This window comes from Desulfobacterales bacterium, assembly GCA_029211065.1.
Taxonomy (GTDB): Bacteria; Desulfobacterota; Desulfobacteria; order Desulfobacterales; family JARGFK01; genus JARGFK01.
On the sequence record JARGFK010000006.1, the window covers coordinates 1 to 18353 of the forward strand.

21 protein-coding genes and 1 pseudogene are annotated in these 18353 nt (G+C 50.8%); 12 read left to right on the top strand and 10 right to left on the bottom strand.

The genetic code is table 11. The features are described 5' to 3' along the window. Positions 1-256: transposase (locus tag P1P89_02385; GenBank protein MDF1590338.1), on the bottom strand; the 256-nt coding region annotated here is incomplete at its 3' end. Between the two features lie 105 nt (positions 257-361). Between P1P89_02385 and P1P89_02390 the strand changes: the two are divergent. Beyond that, positions 362-892: pseudogene (locus P1P89_02390) on the top strand (IS630 family transposase). Here P1P89_02390 and P1P89_02395 read toward each other — a convergent pair. The 3 genes from P1P89_02395 to P1P89_02405 all read right to left on the bottom strand — a co-directional run bounded on the left by P1P89_02395 (position 860) and on the right by P1P89_02405 (position 4852). Then, positions 860-1273 carry a restriction endonuclease subunit S gene (locus P1P89_02395; GenBank protein MDF1590339.1) on the bottom strand — a complete coding sequence of 138 codons (414 nt, stop codon included), beginning with the start codon at positions 1271-1273 and terminating at the stop codon, positions 860-862. The pseudogene P1P89_02390 and the gene P1P89_02395 sit on opposite strands and share 33 nt — an antisense overlap. Continuing rightward, positions 1270-3396, bottom strand: coding sequence for an N-6 DNA methylase (locus P1P89_02400; protein MDF1590340.1), 2127 nt, complete (start codon positions 3394-3396; stop codon positions 1270-1272). Before P1P89_02400 ends, P1P89_02395 begins: the two co-directional genes overlap by 4 nt. A 607-nt stretch (positions 3397-4003) precedes the next feature. After that, positions 4004-4852 (bottom strand): YitT family protein, encoded by an 849-nt coding sequence (locus P1P89_02405; protein MDF1590341.1) that lies wholly within the window; start codon positions 4850-4852, stop codon positions 4004-4006. 339 nt (positions 4853-5191) lie between these two features. Here P1P89_02405 and P1P89_02410 point away from each other — a divergent pair, with 339 nt between their 5' ends. The 4 genes from P1P89_02410 to P1P89_02425 all read left to right on the top strand — a co-directional run bounded on the left by P1P89_02410 (position 5192) and on the right by P1P89_02425 (position 8308). Continuing rightward, positions 5192-5437 carry a hypothetical protein gene (locus P1P89_02410; protein MDF1590342.1) on the top strand — a complete coding sequence of 82 codons (246 nt, stop codon included), beginning with the start codon at positions 5192-5194 and terminating at the stop codon, positions 5435-5437. A gap of 28 nt (positions 5438-5465) precedes the next feature. Continuing rightward, positions 5466-6449, top strand: a complete 984-nt coding sequence (locus tag P1P89_02415) for a 2-hydroxyacid dehydrogenase (GenBank protein ID MDF1590343.1) — start codon at positions 5466-5468, stop codon at positions 6447-6449. A 41-nt stretch (positions 6450-6490) separates the two neighbouring features. After that, positions 6491-7252, top strand: a complete 762-nt coding sequence (locus P1P89_02420) for an RNA pseudouridine synthase (GenBank protein ID MDF1590344.1) — start codon at positions 6491-6493, stop codon at positions 7250-7252. 474 nt (positions 7253-7726) lie between these two features. Beyond that, positions 7727-8308 (top strand): flavodoxin family protein, encoded by a 582-nt coding sequence (locus P1P89_02425; GenBank protein ID MDF1590345.1) that lies wholly within the window; start codon positions 7727-7729, stop codon positions 8306-8308. Here the strand turns inward: P1P89_02425 and P1P89_02430 are convergent. Then, positions 8305-9630: a hypothetical protein gene (locus P1P89_02430; GenBank protein ID MDF1590346.1), complete on the bottom strand. Its 1326-nt coding sequence runs from the start codon at positions 9628-9630 to the stop codon at positions 8305-8307. The two genes, P1P89_02425 and P1P89_02430, sit on opposite strands and share 4 nt — an antisense overlap. A 445-nt stretch (positions 9631-10075) precedes the next feature. Between P1P89_02430 and P1P89_02435 the strand changes: the two genes are divergently transcribed. Continuing rightward, positions 10076-11041: a 4Fe-4S binding protein gene (locus P1P89_02435; protein ID MDF1590347.1), complete on the top strand. Its 966-nt coding sequence runs from the start codon at positions 10076-10078 to the stop codon at positions 11039-11041. A gap of 129 nt (positions 11042-11170) precedes the next feature. Continuing rightward, on the top strand, positions 11171-12028 hold the full coding sequence (locus P1P89_02440) for a DUF364 domain-containing protein (GenBank protein MDF1590348.1): 858 nt from the start codon (positions 11171-11173) through the stop codon (positions 12026-12028). Here the strand turns inward: P1P89_02440 and P1P89_02445 are convergent. Beyond that, on the bottom strand, positions 11982-12497 hold the full coding sequence (locus P1P89_02445) for a universal stress protein (GenBank protein ID MDF1590349.1): 516 nt from the start codon (positions 12495-12497) through the stop codon (positions 11982-11984). The two genes, P1P89_02440 and P1P89_02445, sit on opposite strands and share 47 nt — an antisense overlap. Before the next feature lie 423 nt (positions 12498-12920). Here P1P89_02445 and P1P89_02450 point away from each other — a divergent pair, with 423 nt between their 5' ends. The 3 genes from P1P89_02450 to P1P89_02460 are packed head-to-tail and all read left to right on the top strand — an operon-like array spanning position 12921 to position 14287. After that, on the top strand, positions 12921-13259 hold the full coding sequence (locus P1P89_02450) for a DUF3786 domain-containing protein (GenBank protein ID MDF1590350.1): 339 nt from the start codon (positions 12921-12923) through the stop codon (positions 13257-13259). 56 nt (positions 13260-13315) lie between these two features. After that, positions 13316-13885 carry a DsbA family protein gene (locus tag P1P89_02455; protein ID MDF1590351.1) on the top strand — a complete coding sequence of 190 codons (570 nt, stop codon included), beginning with the start codon at positions 13316-13318 and terminating at the stop codon, positions 13883-13885. 21 nt (positions 13886-13906) lie between these two features. Continuing rightward, positions 13907-14287, top strand: coding sequence for a hypothetical protein (locus P1P89_02460; GenBank protein ID MDF1590352.1), 381 nt, complete (start codon positions 13907-13909; stop codon positions 14285-14287). A 68-nt stretch (positions 14288-14355) separates the two neighbouring features. Here the strand turns inward: P1P89_02460 and P1P89_02465 are convergent, their stop codons facing one another. The 4 genes from P1P89_02465 to P1P89_02480 all read right to left on the bottom strand — a co-directional run bounded on the left by P1P89_02465 (position 14356) and on the right by P1P89_02480 (position 16487). Further along, a complete protein-coding gene (locus P1P89_02465; protein ID MDF1590353.1) occupies positions 14356-14631 on the bottom strand; it encodes an OsmC family protein in 276 nt (91 codons plus the stop codon). After that, positions 14632-14826, bottom strand: a complete 195-nt coding sequence (locus P1P89_02470) for a hypothetical protein (protein ID MDF1590354.1) — start codon at positions 14824-14826, stop codon at positions 14632-14634. It abuts the gene before it with no gap. A 165-nt stretch (positions 14827-14991) separates the two neighbouring features. Continuing rightward, complete coding sequence (locus P1P89_02475) at positions 14992-15735, bottom strand: dienelactone hydrolase family protein (protein ID MDF1590355.1); 744 nt, start codon at positions 15733-15735, stop codon at positions 14992-14994. Between the two features lie 227 nt (positions 15736-15962). Beyond that, positions 15963-16487, bottom strand: coding sequence for a hypothetical protein (locus tag P1P89_02480; protein ID MDF1590356.1), 525 nt, complete (start codon positions 16485-16487; stop codon positions 15963-15965). Positions 16488-16919: 432 nt separating this feature from the next. On the opposite strand from P1P89_02480, the gene P1P89_02485 reads away from it, so the two are divergent. Both P1P89_02485 and P1P89_02490 read left to right on the top strand, forming a co-directional pair. Beyond that, positions 16920-17366, top strand: coding sequence for a CBS domain-containing protein (locus P1P89_02485; protein MDF1590357.1), 447 nt, complete (start codon positions 16920-16922; stop codon positions 17364-17366). A 28-nt stretch (positions 17367-17394) separates the two neighbouring features. Beyond that, the gene (locus P1P89_02490) at positions 17395-18291 is read left to right on the top strand and encodes a CBS domain-containing protein (GenBank protein ID MDF1590358.1); all 897 of its coding nucleotides are present in this window, start codon (positions 17395-17397) and stop codon (positions 18289-18291) included. Positions 18292-18353: the final 62 nt, after the last annotated feature.

Sequence of the window (18353 nt, forward strand, 5' to 3'; positions counted from 1 at the left end):
CAACCTTGACAGCGCCAATACCTTTTAATGTGAAGTTGCGAGAATAGGAACCATTACGATGATTCACATCTCCCTGAGCATGCTCATACCATTGCCGCCCAAGAAATTCGGTGCGCTCCAAATCCATCATCTTGGTCAGGTATTGACCGACGCTCTCTTTGATCTCCACGCGAATCATCTCAAAAATATTCTCCGGCTGCCGCTGGATTTCCTTGAAAATACTTACAACCTCTGGTACGCTAATTTCCAGTTTCATGGGTGCTTTTCCTTTCTTTCGGTGTTTTTGCCAAAAACCCTTTTAAAGGAAAAGCGCCCTTTTTTATACCATTTTAAAATTTACACAAAAGATTATACACTACCAACCAAGGTTCCAATTTCTGCATCGCCAGGGAAGGCGGCCAAGCATGACTATGAATACAAGCGTTGCGGCGTCTGCAATGTTTTCATTTCTTGCGAGCCATTGGCAGGCACGCGTACGGTCAAAGTCACTGAAAGAAAAACCAAGCGGGACTGGGCTTGTTTTATTGAAGAAATCGCTGGTCAATACGAAAGCGCAGAAAAGATAACTTTGGTGATGGATAACCTGAACACTCACAACCCGGGATCTCTTTATGAATCATTTCCGCCAAATAAGGCAAAAGCTTTGTGGGACAAGTTTGAATTTGTGTATACCCCAAAGCATGGAAGCTGGTTGAATATGGCCGAGATAGAGCTGAACGTACTTACGGGACAGTGCCTTAAAAGAAGGATTGATGACATCGAAATTGTTAAAAAAGAAGTTGCGGCATGGCAGAGAGCCAGAGACAACAAAGGCGCTAAGGTAAACTGGCAATTCACTGCCGAGGATGCCAGGATAAAACTACGCCGCCTCTATCCGACAATTGATGGTTGACGAGACACTAGTAACTGTGACTTTCATAGTGTGAAGGTCGTTGCGGTTTACACCTGGTACCGCAGCTTTATCACTGGAAGTACCTTTAAGAATATTCTTGAGTACATAGGCCGTAAAACGCGGGTCGTTGCCTTTAAAGTCTTGGACATACAAAGATGTATTCAGTGGCCAAAAGTCTTCCTTTACGAAGAAAACCTCACCGAGCGTACCATAGCGACCTGTCACAACACCTGGTCCAGTGACCTTTGCGATACTATGATGACCAGTGACACCAGAAGATGAAACGACCGGGATGTTGCCCTCTTCTCTCTTTGATGCGGGGAGATCGTAACCTCTTTTCAACGTCAAGAACTCACCAAGGCTGATGATTTCCCAACTCATATCCCCAATCCCTGGAATTTACGTTTGATGGTTTCAGCCAATTGCACAGCTTCGGCGTTCAGATCCTCCAATTCCGCATGAATCTCCCGCAGGGCTTCTTCGAAGTCGAAGTTTTCATCCTCCGCTTCGGGAGCAACACCCACGTAGCGGCCAGGAGTGAGACTCCAATCACTGGCTTCAATATCGGAGCGGTCCACCAGCTTGACAAGCCCCTCTATGTCACACAGTTCGGCATCGGGAAAACGTTCTGTGAGCCAACGGGCCTGTTTCCAGAAGTAGCGCACCTGCTTGAGGTACTCGACGGCTTTTGCCCGCGTCTGTTCAAGCTGTTTCAACTGGTTGCGTATTGCCACATTGCCGTTATCCCCTTTCCCTTTGGGAGAGGTCTGGGGTGAGGGTGCTTTTTGAACCACTTCGACCAGGGTCGAAGCGAGTTTATGAACCATGTCGGTCTGCTTGATCAGGTCACGGCTAGTTTCGGCAAGGGGTGAGAGGCGCTCCACAGCCCTTTTCAGTGTGCCGTTGCCGGTTTTCTGCTTTTTCCAAGCGATCTGCTGTTCAGCGAAGGTCTTCTCAAACTTCGTGACATCTGCTTTAAATACACGCAGTGCCTGATCAAGTTCCTTTTTCACCTCGGAATGAGGGCCATCTTTCGGCAGCTCCTTGAGACAAGGTTTCAGGATAGTGAGCAAGACATCGAGGGCAGCAAGGAAACCTGGCAACGGCTCGATGACCTCACCGTCTGCGTCGGCAGCTTTGAAGCATGCGGCGGCCTCTTCCAGTATCTTTCGGCAGTAATCAGCGACCAAGTTTAGGTACTTATCAGTCTGCCCCCGGTAGAGCCAGACAATGGCGAGAATATTCCGTTCCTGCTCAGGCGAAAAATCGTAAATCTTGCGGGTGACTTTGCGATAGATGTTCCGTGCATCGATCATGAGCACTTTATTGCGAAGCGTTGCGGGTTTGTCACGGTTGAGAAACCACAACTCGCAGGGCACGGTGCGGGTATAAAAGAAATTGGAGCGAATAGCGATCATAATGTCCACATCGCCGGTCTCGATGAGTTTTTGCCGCACTTTGGCTTCGTCTCGACCGGCGCTGGAGGATTGGGAGGACATGACAAATCCGGCCCGGCCTTTTTCGCCCAAGTAGCTGTAAAAATAGCTGATCCAGACATAGTTGCCGTTGCTCACCTTTTTCTTTTTGTTCACGCCGGGCAGGCCGAAGGGGAGGCGCGGATCGTTCTTGAGCTGGTCAGCGTCGATCTCATCCACATTAAAGGGCGGATTGGCCATGACAAAATCCGCCTTACCCAGCAATTCATGCGGATCATCATAATAAGTGATGGCCTTCTGGATATCGCCTTCCAGGCCGTGGACGGCCAGGTTCATTTTGGATAGTCGAATCGTTGTGGCGTTTTTTTCCAGACCGTAGAAGGTCAGCTTTTCGGAAGGGTTTTCGTGATGTCGCTCCACGACACGCGCGCTTTGCACGAACATGCCGCCGGAACCGCAGGCTGGGTCCAGCACGGTTCCGCCTTCGGGTTCCAGCACGTTGGCAATCAAAGAGACCAGCGAGACGGGTGTGAAAAACTCGCCGCCGTCGTGGGCCTTCTGGTCGGCAAACTGTGTCAGGAAGTACTCGTAGATGCGGCCAAACACATCGCCGGATATCCGCTTGAGTTCATCCGGATTGAGCGTCCGAAGGAGCTGGCCGAGGACACTGTTGGACAATTCCTGATATTCGCTCTTGGGCAGGGCGCCGCGAAGGTTCTCGTAATCACTTTCGATTGATTCCATGGCTTCGACGATGGCCCTGGCGCGATCGTCACTGTCCGTTAACGCCACTAGATAGTCGAACTGGGCCTTGGGTCTTAGGAATATAGAGCTTTTCTGGGAAAAATCTTCTTTGGTCAGAGGCCGGGTCTTGCCGCCGCGCTTGGGCAGGTTGGCTTCGATATCATCCTTTACGGCCAGAAAACGACTGTAGGCATGGCGCAGGAAGATCAGACCCATTACAGGCAGGAAATATTCGTTGCTGGCATAGTTTGAATTGGCACGCAGCGTATCCGCAGCATTCCAGAGACGTTTCTCAATGGCATCGATGTGCTCGAGCTGTGCCATTATTACTCCTTAACCCCTAATGACTTTTCGATGTTGTGCTGACCTTTTTCCTAAATTTTCGGAGAAAGTCCTCAATCTGCTTTGCGCCGGCGGTAACGGCTTTAGGCGGCCGTTCTCCAATCAGCTGGTTGCGGCAAATCTAATAATGAACTTCCAAACAAGGGCTTCTATCTTAGCCCTGGTCTATCTGCGGACTTCCTTTACCATCATTGAGAAGTCAAGCGTGCCCCGGGGCAGCGCTCTTTCCTTGTGACAGGATTCCTGAATACGGATTATTTGAAGTTATTCTGATACTTGGAGCTGATAATATAACAGTTTTAATGGCAGGTGCAAGGAAAATATCTCGCATTTCAAGGTGTTACATAAGAGATATTGTCCAAGCGGTCGTTGAGCGGGGTGTGTCAAAATTTTTAAGAGTCATGATTATAAGCAAAATCACCACAGAATATAATTGGTTAAGATATATGCCTAAAACCTCAGAGTATCAACCGATCTTAAAACCTTCGATATGTCTGACTTAACAAAGGCCTGGGCATCAGATACGGGTGTGATAAGTGGTACATTCTATTGGTATATTGATACAGAAACTGAAGCGGCCCTGCTGGATTTACCAGTGCGGCTGATTGCCGATATTTTTACCCATTACCTCGAGGGTGTCCGTCACAACCACAAAGGCGCTGGGGTCTGACTTTCGAATGAACTCTTTCAGCCGGACGAGTTCATTGAATGTGATTACGGTATAAAGAATATGCAGTTCCTGATTGGTATATCCGCCCGTGCCGGGCATAACCGTTACCCCTCGCTGCAATTCATTCATGATGTTATCGGAAATTTCTTTCCATTGCGCGGAGACAATCATGATTGACTTGCGTTGACTGAGACCAAAGACTACAAAATTCATGAAATGCCGCCCCACGTAGAGATGGATCAGCGTATATAATACCATTTCCAGGGGAAACCGGAAGGCGGCCGAAAGCAGCAACAGGACGTTGAAGCACAGAATCGTAGTTCCGGGCCGGATGGAATATCGTTTATGGAAAACGACCGATAGAATGCCCAGGCTTCCGATGGTCCCGTATGACCGCAGCACGATGCCCGAGCCCACGCCGATCATGATCCCGGCCGTCAGGGCGCTCAGAATCAAATCATGAATGGGAATCACCGGATACGGCCATAACAATACCGCCGAGAATATAGACATGCCGGCAAGGCTGTAAAGAAAGAAACGTCGGTTGACAAATATCCACCCGATGATAAAAGCAGGCGCATTAAGCGCGAAAAATATCAGCCCCACCGGGAATTTCGGGAAGATATAGTGAATCAAAACGGCCAGTCCCGGAATCCCGCCGGCTAAAAACTGCTTGGGGATAAGGATGCCCTTAATTGCGGCCGAAATAATAACGGTGCCGATAAAAATAAGAAAAAGGTTCCAAAGTACTTTTAATAAGGGTCGCATATACTTCACCTGATAAAAAATTTGAGGGTGGGCCATTCTCAAGCAACACGCCGGCCCGGTTCGGATTTTCGCTGTAGATGCCTGTTTTAAAAATCATGTTTTACGCGATGGACCGTGGGGCGCGACCGTCGTTTCAGCGCGCCCATTTTTTTCCGTAAGAATGCTAACAGAATTCTCTCTAAATTGACAGCCTCTGGTGGATCGGAAAAAATATTAAACGGAATTCGGAGGCGGCTGGTGTTATATTGATAAGGGGACGACACCACTTGAAAAACCGGCTGACATCGGGTACAAATAATACAAGTTTCATGCTGGGGTTTTAATTGTAAAGGGGTTCATATGCCGGTGGAGATCATTTATAAAAACAGACGTCAAGGTGCCGACAGGAGAAAGTCACTTTCAACAGATCAGGTCCCTGAGAGGAGAAGCGGCTTGGACCGAAGGAAGTTGGACGAGAAACTTAAACAGTTGATTGAAAGCGACCTTAAGGATCAAAGTAAAGAAAGACAGGCCCCGACGCCAACAAGTTCCGGTCTGGTTATCCTGAGAAAAAAAGATGATGGGGATAAGGGCCTTGCTGATTAGGATTTGATTAAAATTCCACGGAAGTGAGATGAAACTTGTTTTTTACAATAAATTGAATCAATTTTGGCTCCAAAAAATTGAAGGACTGCGCCGGGAATTCAGCCATGTCGATTTTATCACCGATAAGGATCGGATTAACGGGGAAATTGAAAATGCCGACGCCATCGTCACCGGAGAACTGACCGCTGATCTTTTAAAAAAGTGCCGGAATCTCAAAATGATATTTGTCCCCTATGCGGGACCTGATGCCCTGCCCTTTGACCAGATAAAAAAACGCAACATCCGGGTCGCCAATGTCCACGGAAACGCCGCGTATGTCGCCGAAAGAGCCGTTGCCATGGCGCTGGGCTTTTACGGGAAACTCATCGACTATCACAACGACCTTAAAAAATTCCAATGGCACGGCTACTGGGCCACCGGAAATGTGGAGGATTCCTGGGATTCCATTGAGGGGCGGACATGCGCGGTGATCGGGACCGGCGCCATCGGACAATATATCGCAAAATATTTAAAGGTATTTAGCTGCCGGGTAATCGGTTTCAAAAAGCGTCCCATCAAACGCATCCCGGATTTTTTTGACGAAATCACCCTTGATTTAGACGGGGCTCTTGAACGGAGCGAGCTCATCTTTATCACCCTGCCCCTGACAAATGACACTAAGGGGCTGTTTTCCAAAGAGATTCTGTCGCGCTTAAACGGAAAATTTCTGGTCAATGTGGGCAGGGGCGGGGTTGCGGATGAAGAAGGCCTTTACCGCGCGCTGAAAGACGGCATTCTAAAAGGAGCCGCCATCGATGTCTGGTATGTCTATCCGCAAAAAGGCAAATCAACGGCCACGCCGCCGTCCCGCTTTCCGTTCCATGAACTTTCCAATGTGATCCTCTCCCCGCATCTTGCCGGGTTTACCCCCCAGGCCGCGCGCCTCAACATTGAACAGACTGTTGAGAATATCCAGTCCTACCTGAAAACCGGAAAAGCCCTGTTCGAGGTTGATCCCGAATTCATGTATTAAGCAACCTTGAATAATTAGAGGCGTCTATTGATATATCGAGAATGAAAATAATCGACAGCAAATCACTATCGATATCGGTAATAGCTGCCGGGAAAGGCTGGCTGGCAGCAAATAAACCCGCCGGCGTAACGGTGCACAATGCGCCCGGGCGGGATATTTGCTCCCTGGTATCCGCCTTTATTCAAAGAGAACCGGCTGCCTCCGGACAGATGGATATGGATCCGGATTTCGGCGTTAATCCGGTCCATCGCCTCGACAAGGAAACCAGCGGAATTATTTTACTGGCCGTCACCCCGGCGGCGTTTCGATTTTTTTCAGAGCAGTTTGAATCCCGCCAGGTCAAAAAGCAATATGTCGCTATCTTGCATGGCCGGCTGGAAACCCCGCAGCTAAACGACCCGTGGGGGACATGGCGCCGGAAGCTTGCAAAAACTGCCGGCGGGCGTTTGAGCCCTGAAGGCGCCGGACAACGGCAAAATGCTGAGACCCGTTACCGGGTCCTTGAATGCAGTGCCCATTACACGATGGTGGAAATCGAGCCTCTCACCGGCCGCAGGCACCAGATCCGGCGCCATGCGAAACTGGCCGGCCATCCGGTGGTCGGTGACTCCCGCTATGGGTCCAGGCGGGCCGCAAGCTACCTCAGCAGAAATTTTGCTTTTCACCGTCTCGCTTTGCACGCGCACGCACTCACCTTGCGGCTGCCGGGCGACACAGTGCCGCAAACCCTCAAAACGCCGGCCATTCCAGACCAGATGCGGGAGCTGTTTGATAATGACCGGGGTTATAATAAATCTCCGTAACAGGACTCAAGTCTTGAAGGTTTTATTTTCTTTTCCGGCCTACTATCTTTCCTGATACAGATTTTGTCCTCACGAACAAGTGCACACAGCTTCGGATTGTCAAGCTCGCGGCAGTTATCATGATTATAAAGAGGACATTCAGGATGTTTTACCGACATCTCTTTCTCCTTTTCCCGGAATAAGATTTTCCTGTATGGCAGGCAAAAAAATGGAGTGACCTTTCTGGGGTAGAAGGCCACTCCATATATGGGTGGGCCCCAGCATCGAGTAGGGGGTAAGTTTGAATTTATAACGAACCGGGAAAATAAGTCAACAAAAAAATCGGGATTTATAGGGAGCGAAGGCCACTCCGAAAATGACGGCTGACAACCGGCGAGAAGAAAAGCTGGGATTTACGAAAATTTTTTGATAGATAAGGTGAACCGTTCCGCCGCAACCGGACGGGGTGAAAAACAACTTAATGAGAGGTTCCTTATGAAAACTGTCTGCGTATTGGGAAGCCCGAGAGCCAACGGAAACAGCAATGCCATTGCCAAGCACTTCTGCGACAGGATTGAAAGCCTCGGCGCAGAAGTACAGACGTTCGCCCTGAACAAACTGACCTACCATGGCTGCCAGGCCTGCATGGCCTGCAAAACAAAACTGGACCGGTGCGTCCTCGATGATGATCTGACCCGGGTGCTGGATGCCGTCCGTGAGGCTGATCTGCTGGTCATGGCAACGCCCGTCTATTTCGGAGACATCACCTGCCAGCTCAAAGGGTTTGTGGACCGGATGTTTTCTTTTTTCACACCGGATTACCGGACAAGTTCAGTCAAAAGCCGGCTGGCTCCGGGAAAAAAACTTGTCTTTATCCAGGTCCAGGGGCGTCCCGATGAAAGCAAATTCGCCGATATTTTCCCGCGCTACGGCGAGTTCTGGGACTGGTACGGAATTAATGAGCGATATCAAATCCGGTCCTGGGGCATTCGAGAACTGGGAGAAATTGCAAAGGATAAAGACGTTTTCAGAAAGGCCGAAGACGTCGCCGACCGGGTCATGCAGACGCAAGATTAAACGGCCGCCTCACCGGTTTTTGCTGAAACGGACCAGGGTCCTGCCTGTTTAAACCGGATATAGAGCCGCCGGCCGAGCACCAGGGCTTCCGCTAAAAAAGCGCCGCTCATGGCCGCAATGCCGACGACGGTGCCGTTAAGATCGGGCCACAATAAAGCCGCGCAGCCCACAAGCGCGATGACAACCAGCCGGATAAAAGCGGTCACTGCAATGGCGAATGTTGCGCGAACCGCCGAAAGCATCCCGCGAAACAACGCCGAAAATCCCCAGAAAATCGCCACCAGAAAAGTCAGTCTGAGACCCGGCGTAATGTAATTGCGCAACTCCGAAGTCAATCCCATGACACCGTCCAAAACCGGGATTCGCAGCGGGGTGTAAAATAACCCGAAGATGATCCCGACAAAGGCCAGCTGCAGCCAGGCCGTAAACTTCAGCAGCGCAACCAGGTCCTCCCGGCAGTGCAGCAGCGTCTGCGCCGTCTGGACCAGACTTTTCAGGGGGGCTAAAATAGCCCTTACAATCGCATAGGTCACCCCGAAGCCGGCGATGGCGAGGTCCGGGTTTACAAGCCGGCCCAGGAACATGTTTATGATAAACGCCACACCGTTTTCCGTGATCTGGGCAATCATCAACGGCCAGGAAAAACGCCACATATCCCGATACGGCACCAGCGCCCCGTTGTCCCGGGGAAGTTTCGAAAAAAAGGGGTAGGTTACGACGGCCATGAACACCGCTTCTGATGCCATGCAGGATACCAGGGCCGCACTCCCAATGGCTGCGCCTTTCAACCAGAACGGATATATGAACAGAAAAACGAACAGCGCCAGGAGCCTTACAACGGTGGCATAAGTAATGAGAATGGTCCGTTTTTGGATGAATGCCAGGGAAAAGGCGATATTTCTCACCAGGATCGGGTAGATCCAGAGCGTCAGGATCCCGGAGGCAGCTTTGGCTTCTGAAATGACTTCAGCGCTGGCTCCGATCCAGTCGCCAAAAACGATGTCCCCCAGGCGCGTCAGGGCGACGGTCTGGAGCAGTCCAAAGGGAAAAAACACGATCACAGCGTAAAATTTGACCAGGCGCCAGAATGAACGGCGATCCGAAATAAAGGAGATCCCGGCCTGAATGGCGCTCTGGTTTACGCAACTGATCATGTTGTTGAGGGTAAAGGCAAGGCTGAACCCGGCAAGTACCAGCAACGGATCGGTCAGACGGGCAAGAAAGGCCTGGATGACCGAGTGCGAGATCTGGTGCAATTCCATCATGAGGATCAGCGGCAGAAAAAAGATGGCGACGGTTTTAACGGTAAGTTGTTCACGCATGAAATTTCCGATCCCTTTCGATCTCAAATAATGAGCAAGTCCACAGATGGTCTAAACAGCGCATGATTGTTTGGATTTCGCAAACATAAGCCATCACTGCCTGAATGTCCAGGACATTCGGGCCACGGGATCGGGACACGCCGGGCGGCAAAAAGAAGGGAAAAATCTGGGTGAAGCGCGCCGGGGGAAATAACGACGGCGGGATTTTTTTTGATTTAAGTCAATGTATTTTAAATGTAATCGGGGTATGCTTACGCAATTATTGCAAAAGCCGAGAAAGCCTTATGTTTTTGTTGAAATGCAAAAAAGGTGTTCATCCGGTAGGCCGGAAGGAAAAAAAGTAATATCGCAGCCCTTGCCCGGATCAGAAAAGCCTCTTAAACCGCTTATAGAGCAGCCGCAAAACGGTCATAAAAAAATGGGAACCGGAAGTATACGCAATTGGGTGCAGCTGCTGATTTTTGTTTTAACCGTCGCCATCGGCATCCAGTTTTCCATATACGTTTTCCAGGCATTCCATAATGACGCAATCATTGTGGCGCGGCCGCCGGGTGTCGAGGGGTTTCTCCCCATCGGCGCTCTGATGGGTTGGAAACTGTTTGCCGCGACCGGCGCCTGGGATCCGGTTCACCCGGCCGCTATGGTCATTCTGGGGTTTGCCGGCCTGGTTTCCCTGATGCTGCGAAAATCGTTCTGTGGCTGGTTTTGCCCTGTGGGCTCGTTATCCGAATGGTTATGGAAGCTCGGCGGAAAAGTTTTCGGAAAAAACTTCCAGTTGCCCCCTTGGCTCGATTATCCTCTCAGAAGCGTTAAATATCTCCTTCTGGGATTTTTCGTCTGGATCATATTTTCCATGGACTCAAATGACATCCACGCATTTCTCCAGGGGCCCTATTACAAAGTGTCCGACGTAAAGATGCTTTTCTTTTTTACAAGGATGTCGGCCCTGTCGGGAGCCGTGCTTTTATTTCTGACGCTGGCCTCGCTGCCTGTGAAAAACTTCTGGTGCCGGTACCTGTGCCCGTACGGCGCCTTAATGGGCCTCCTTGCGCTTGCAGGCCCCACCCGGATTCAGCGGGATCCGGAAAAATGCATCGGGTGCGGCCGCTGCACCCGCATATGCCCTTCGTATCTGCCGGTTGACCGGAAACTTCGCGTTCACAGTCCTGAATGCATTGGATGCATGGACTGCACCGACGTCTGCCCGGCAAAAAACACGCTGCAGCTTAAAACCGCGGGGTTCGGCCGGAAAGCCTGGTCAACGATCACCCTCGGCGCCGTCATCATTTTTCTTTTTGCGGGGTTGGTGTATACGGCCCGCATCACCGGGCACTGGCAGACCCGCATTTCGGAAGCCGAATTTCGAATGATTTTACAGAAAATCGATTCTCCGGAACTGACCCATCCCTGACCGATGAGAAGGCAATGGGGTCGCAGGGTCTGGGCGTCAGGGGACGGCAATAACAGCGGTCGATTGAAAACAATGAAAAAAATTCAAGGGTGTGGTTTAAGATAAGACAAACGTCACCGGGAGGCAGCCATGAGTCTGGAAGATGAATTTAAGGGTATGATCACGGGATTAACGGCAACGTTTGCCATTCCACCCATCGCAGACATTTTCTTCCCGCCTTTTCAAAAAGGCGGCCAGTCAAAAGACACCGAGTTTATGGCCGTCTGCCTGGAGGGCGGGGCGGCCGGCATCAGCTATGTGCTTTTGCCGGATGATAACATGGGAGCATACACGGCGCTGCGGCCATCGCATTTTATCGGGAAAGACCCGGGGGGATTGGCCCTTGAATTCGGCAATGATGATCCTGTCAAAGAGATGATCAGCCTGGCTGCCATTAACGCAATCTGCCAGCAGGTGATGCGGGAAACCCATTTTGCGGTGGATACCGCTACCGATTCACTGGGGCTGTTGTCGGTGTCGCCGGGAGACAGGGTCGGGATGGTCGGACTTTTCCACCCGCTGATTAAAACCATTCAGACCGCCGGCGCGGAAATGGTTATCATCGAAAAAAAAGCGGCGCTGATCCAGGAATTTCCCCATCTGCCCATCACCCTGGACATATCCGAATTAAACGCCTGCAATAAAATCTTATGCACCAGTACGACCGTGTTGAACCATTCCCTGGATGAGATCCTTCACTGCTGTTCTCCGGATGCCTTTGTCTCAGTCATCGGTCCCACGGCAGGATACTTCCCGGACGCGCTTTTTGCCCGCGGGGTCGATGTCGTCGGAGGAAGGGTCGTAAATGACGGCCCGGTGTTTTTACAATTGCTGGCGCAAAAAAAACGCTGGGGGGACGCCACCCGAAAAATCTGTTTCCGGAAAGAGACATACGCCGGTATCAGTTCAAATAGGACAGTTCGGTATCCTCTTCCGGCAAAGGAATAATGAAGACGGGCCGGCGCGAACGTTGCAGCACCTTTTCGGCCACGCTCCCCAGAAACGCATGGGCAATGCGCCCTTTGCCGTGGGTTCCCATCACAATCAGGTCGCAGTCGAACTCATCCGCTTTTTCAAGAATCGTGTTGGCGGGATAGCCCTCGCATACCTCGATTTTATCTACGTTGAACGTACAGGACGGATCATCTTTTCTTATTTTTTCGCAAAATTTGCCCAACCGCTCTCTGATATTTTTGGCGGTATTTTCTTTATTTTTCAAACCCGCTTTCATCTGTCCGGCAATTTGCAGGTTGTCTTCCAGTTCCGTCATGTCCGCCCACCTCAACTTTTCGTAGACATGCAGGATGACGATCTGGGCGTCGTGTTTTTCCGAATAATCCATTGCGTACTGGAAGGCATATGCCGAATTTTTGGACAGGTCGGTCGCGTACAGAATCTTTTTGATGACAAGTTCCATTTTTCCTCATTAATCGTTTTAGGTCCATCACCCGCTTGGTTGGTAGAAAAGGGACGCTTTTTAAATCCGGCCGCACAAATCATAATATCAGAATTATTAGGACCTGTCAAGAAGATAAACCATACCGCTGGGACAGCCCGACCCATGACCTTTTCAGCGAACCCGCTTAGCGTATTTCCGGTGCCGGTAGCAGAATGCGTCCGACTTTCAAAACCCCCGGGGCAACCGGTCGTGGGGTTCACCAATTGTGTTGCGGCAGCATTTCTGTTATAGCAATTTTCAACGTAATTTTCCATCACGGCCTCCGGACAGTTCCATTTCAATAGGAAACCATTTAAGGGAAGCACCATCTGCGAGGATAGGCGGGAGTATCGTCAGCGATATGAAAAGCCCCACTGAACTGTTTTTAGAAGCTGAAAAGAAATGCCGCGACCGGTTGAAGGATACGGATATCACAGCGAAACCTCATTTTCCGGCAGAGTGGAACAGCTCCGGGTTTCTTCCCTTAAATTGGGCGGGATCCCTTCGGGCGACTTCCCGGCATTCGACCTTGCCATGCAGTTTAGTGCCCTTCCCCGGGTCCCTGTGGTCCTGCGCTACAATGACGCAGACGGCCCCTATCCGGCTCAATGCAGCATCCTGTTCAGGCGGTCTGCAGAAATTTTTCTGGACCTTGAATCCGTCGGCATTGCCGGAACGCTTCTCACCGGGAGCCTCATCAAACCCTGCGCGTCTAATCATAAGAGAAAGGAGCTCAAATGACCGAAAAAGCGATTCTTGAAATTTTTTCCGATTACACCTGACCGTGGTGCTATTTCATTACCGGGTGTATTGAAAGGCTTAAGAAGGAATACGAGATCGAAACACGCTGGGTTGCTTACCCGCTCCGGCCGGATACGCCGGAGGAGGGGCTTTCACTCGAACAGGTATTCGCAGGCAGCGGCAAGGATATTCATGAGATGAATATCCGCCTCAAAAAAGCCGCCAAAGCGGCCGGACTGCCGTTCGGACACCGGACCATGACATTCAATAGCCGCTTTGCCCATGAAGTCGGCAAATGGGCTGAATCCCGAGACTATGGGGATGATTTTCATAAGGCTGTGTTCACCGCTTATTTTGCAGAGGGAAAAAATATCGGCCGCGTTCCTGTTCTTATGGATATCGTCGGCGCCGTGGGACTTCCGCGTCAGGAAGCCCGGCAGGTAATTGACTCCCGGGCCTTTGCCCCTGCAGTCGATGAGGACTGGCTGCGCGCCCAACAGGTCGACCCGGAGTATATCCCTTCTCTGATGATAAACGGCCGCTTGGCGGTTAACCCGCAACAGTATGACCTGTTCAGACAGTTTATGCGCGACAACCATATTCAGAAACGCCCGGTAACGGGCTGAATCAACCGCCGGAGGTCTGTGATGACAGGAAAATTATTTTCCCGTTTCCATTTAAGGGGCATTGAATTCAAAAATAGAATTTTTCTTTCTCCCATGTGCCAATACACCAGCGCCGATGGTCTGCCGACGGACTGGCATCTGGTCCACCTGGGCAGCCGCGCAGTCGGCGGCGTCTCGCTGGTCCTGACCGAGGCCGCTGCGGTTTCGCCCCAGGGGCGTATTTCTCCCAACGACCTCGGGATCTGGTCCGATGCGCACGCGCGGGCATTAAAGCGGATTACGGATCACAAACCCGGTCCAGGCCGAACAGATCATCACAACCGGCCAGGCCGACGCGGTGATCGTGGGGCGCGAACTGCTTCGGAACCCCTACTGGCCGCTCACGGCCGCAAAGGCCCTTAACGCCGATATCCCGTGGCCGCCGCAATATTTGCGGGCAAAATAAAGAGGGACAAGCAGACTACTAAAAATCAGGCAGCCGTTTCCTCGATTTCGATATCATCCTTGATATCGATGCACCCGATCACGCTCTGGGCCGCAGGGCATCTCGTAATGTAAGCGGAAAACGCTTCCTGGGCATCGGCGCGCTTTTCCCCGGGGATCTTCAGGTGGTATTTGACCCGTATCCGTGTGATTTTTAGCACTTCATTTACACTTTCGATATCCCCCTCGACGGTTGCCCAGTAACGGTCTTCAGGCGTGGGAATCTTTTTTCCGGCCAGCACCGCGGCCAGTGTCCCCATCATTCAGCCGGCGGTGGCTGCTACGATATGGTCCAGCGTGGCAGCGTGCTCTTCCTCAGGGTCGATGCGGTAGAATTTTTTTATCCCGCCGTGGACGCCGTAGTAGACCGGCTGGTCGAACCCCTCGATGGTGGCCCTGCGGGTGGGGCCCTTTTCCCTCACAATCCTGATACGCGATGTATGAACTATTTCTCCCATGGTTTTCTCCTTTCCCCGGCCATCCGGGGGCTACAGGTTATGATGCACGCGATCGCAGTCATTGGAGTGGTTGTCAAAAATATGTTACCACTGAATTGTCCGGCGGCTGTATCGGAATGGAATTATGACAACAGCTAAAAACAAAGAAAGTTTCGCTGCGGCGCTTCACTTCAACCGTTGGGACAAAAATTCCTGAAAGCGTTTCCAGGATTTTCTGTCCGCCGCTTCCTGGTAGCGGCCTTCCCCGAAAACGGTAAAACCATGCTGTGCGCCGCCGTAGGATATCATTTCGTGGAGAACGCCGGTCGATTCCAATTCTTTGGCCAAGCCGGCAAAAGCATCCATGGTAATGGCCGAATCCGCCGTCCCGTGCATAATCAGAATTTCCCCGCGGGTTTTACTGTAATCCTGCCCTTCCGGCGTCTGCAGTCCGCCGTGAAACGTGGCAAACCCTTTCAGATCCGCTCCTGATCGCGCCAGTTCGAGCACCGCTGCGCCCCCGAAGCAATAGCCGGCGGGAACCGCATTTTTAACATCGGCCCCTCTGCTCTTTGCCGTATCCAGGGCCGCCTGCATCAATGCCCGCATTTTTGCCCTGTCCTTATAAAGTTCACCGGTGTGCTGGCGTTTGTCCTTGACCTCGGTCGGCCGCACGCCGGCGCCGAATAAATCGACGGCAAAAACAGCATGGCCCAGTTCCGCAAGCATATCAGCCCGCTTGACCTCGTAATCTGTCAGCCCATCCCAATCATGAATCAGCAAAACCAGCGGCGCCTTTCCGGAAGGGCTGGCGTAGTACCCTTCATATGATTTTCCATCCACCTGATAAGTCACCGCTGAACCGGCAGCGCCGAATACGAAGCTCGGAACCGCCAGAATTAATATCATATATAAAAAGTAGCGTTTCATGGCACCCTCCTTTTAGCATTTTCAATCAGAACAGTACCGGATTCGGAACAACGCCTGAAGCCGTCAAGGCCCATCAGGATCGAACCCTATCTGAATGCTGATTTTGTTATAGCGTAAACTAATACATCCTCCGGTCAAAGTCGAGCAGCCTTCAGTGAAATTCCCAGGAGGAAACAGGAGGGGAGCGTTTAGAAAACGACCGGGGATTAGGGGGAAACACTGCGCATTCAGATGACAAGCTTCTTTTTTTTCAGAATTTCAACCCGTATTATTTTTTTTTGGTTTAAAGCCCACTGAATTTCATCGTCTATTGAAAAACCCATTTTCACCAGCAGCTCGCCCATATTCATATAATTATTTTCCCAGAAAACCGGCGCCCGGTCTTTCCGGACTTCTGTCATCAGGACTTTCTGCATCAGAATATCTCCGATTCTAATCTTTCGGGTCGATAATGCAGCCGCCAGATCGTCCGGTGTGATCAGACCCATGGATACGAAAACCTCACCGATTCTGTTCTTTTTAAAAAATATTTTCCGAATGATATGGCAACTGCAATGCATGAACGTCGTTACGATAAAAGCGCCGGTCATACATAAAACAATCAGAAGCAGAAAGCCGATCCGTCCCTTCCCGAAAATCAGCCCGTCCGGGACGATGCGGACCGGTGGCGTTAAATAGGGCAAGGAAAAATAGATAAATACGAATGAGCTGAACAAGACCATAAAAAGGCAGCCTTTTAATGACGTTCTCATAATCAATTCTTCCCCCTGATTGGTATTTTCTTTTGATTCCGTTTAAAACCTTGGCCCTTGTTTATCCTATTAACGATGACGCAAAACGACATCCACGCATACTTCTGCCCATAGAATAAGCAACAAGTGTACCCGCCGATCATCGATTTTAAAATTGACTTTAATATCGAAATGTTAAATCATAAATAGTGCTTTAAAAGTGGTCTGTCGCCGGAAGATGATGTATACTATTTTAAACTTGGATTATCTTTTTTTATTGCCATGGCATCAGAACGAATTGAACCGCAGCATCGTGCACATCCCCGTTCCCGCCGGGGCGGGACCGCGGTGTTCTTCAATAATCCGGTGAAGCGAAAAACAAAAACCTGCCAGGCGCCTGAAAAGGGTTAAATCCATCAAGGGACGACTCGACTCATGATTGCCAGAGACATAATGAATACGGACTTTCAAACCTTACGCCCGACGGACACCCTGGCCGAAGCGGTTAATTGTTTTTATAAAGCCAGTGCCGCCTTAAAGCGAAAAGTATTCGGGCTAATGGTCACGAATGAAACGGGATCGCTTGCGGGCATCCTGTCCATGTATGACATCCTGATGCTGATTCAGCCCAAACATATTCATATCTGGGGTGAAATGGACGATCTTGATCCGAATCTTCTCTTTGACGATCTGTCCATTCGCGTCAGATCCATCCGGGTCGGCGACATTATGACGGCAGATGTAATCACCATCGAACCGGATACCCACATCATGGTTATCGTCGATCTGATGATTCGCAAACATATCCGAAGAATCCCCGTAATTGAAGACGGCAAGATCATCGGAATCGTCTATATTTCTGATGTTTTTTACTATCTGCTGCAAAAGCTGATAAAATAATCGGACCTCTGAACCGGGGTAAACAACCATGGCTATCGTAAAAACCAGAAGCGTTATAAGCGGTATTCCCGTCAAAGAGGCCATGCGAAAGCAGGTCATCCGGCTGTCCCTGGATACAATCATCACCAAATGCATCGGCACACTGATTAAGCATAAAATCAACACCGTACTGTTAACAGACCGGAACGGTCAGGCCGTCGGCCTGGTGTCCAAAACCGATCTCATAGGCGCTTTTTACGCCGGGCTCTCGGCGGAAACACCTCTGGAAAGTATTTTTGTCAGCCCGCTGCTCTATTGCTTTCCCCACGACCAGCTTGAGACAGCCCTGGACACCATGCAGCAAAACGGCGTTCACCAGTTATATGTCTTAGAATCTGAGTCTAAACAGGCCGTCGGCATTTTATCCTATTCCGATATCGTGGGTCTTCTCTACCGATACTGCCGCGAGTGCAGCAAAAGCGCCGTAAAGGGAAGACTGGACCAGGGAGCAATCGAAACCCGACAGCGACTGATCGTAGAAGACGTGATGACCCCTGCGGTTACCTATTATCTGGAAGAAGACCGGATTGAGCAGGTCATCGACGGGCTTTTCGCCCAGCATTTGGGCGCCGTTTTGATTCGAAACGCCCTGGGAAAACCCACCGGTGTCATCTCCAAGACGGACCTCATCATCGCTTACAATCATGGGATTGCCCCGGATATTGCCGCCAGCGAAATCATGAATTCCCCGGTGCAGTCCTGCGACCGGTCCGACCTGCTGTCGCATGCGCTCCAACTGATGCTGCTCAAAGATGTGCAACGGTTGTTTGTACACGGGAAGGATGCCGACGATATCATCGGCATCCTTGCGCTGTCGGATGCCGCCCGCTTTCGGGCCGGGTCGTGTCGCGCCTGTATCCCCGGGCGGATCATCACAGGCCTATAGCCGCCGCAAATTGTATATCTCAGTCGACGTTGATTATACCGTCAACTATTGATAAATAGGGA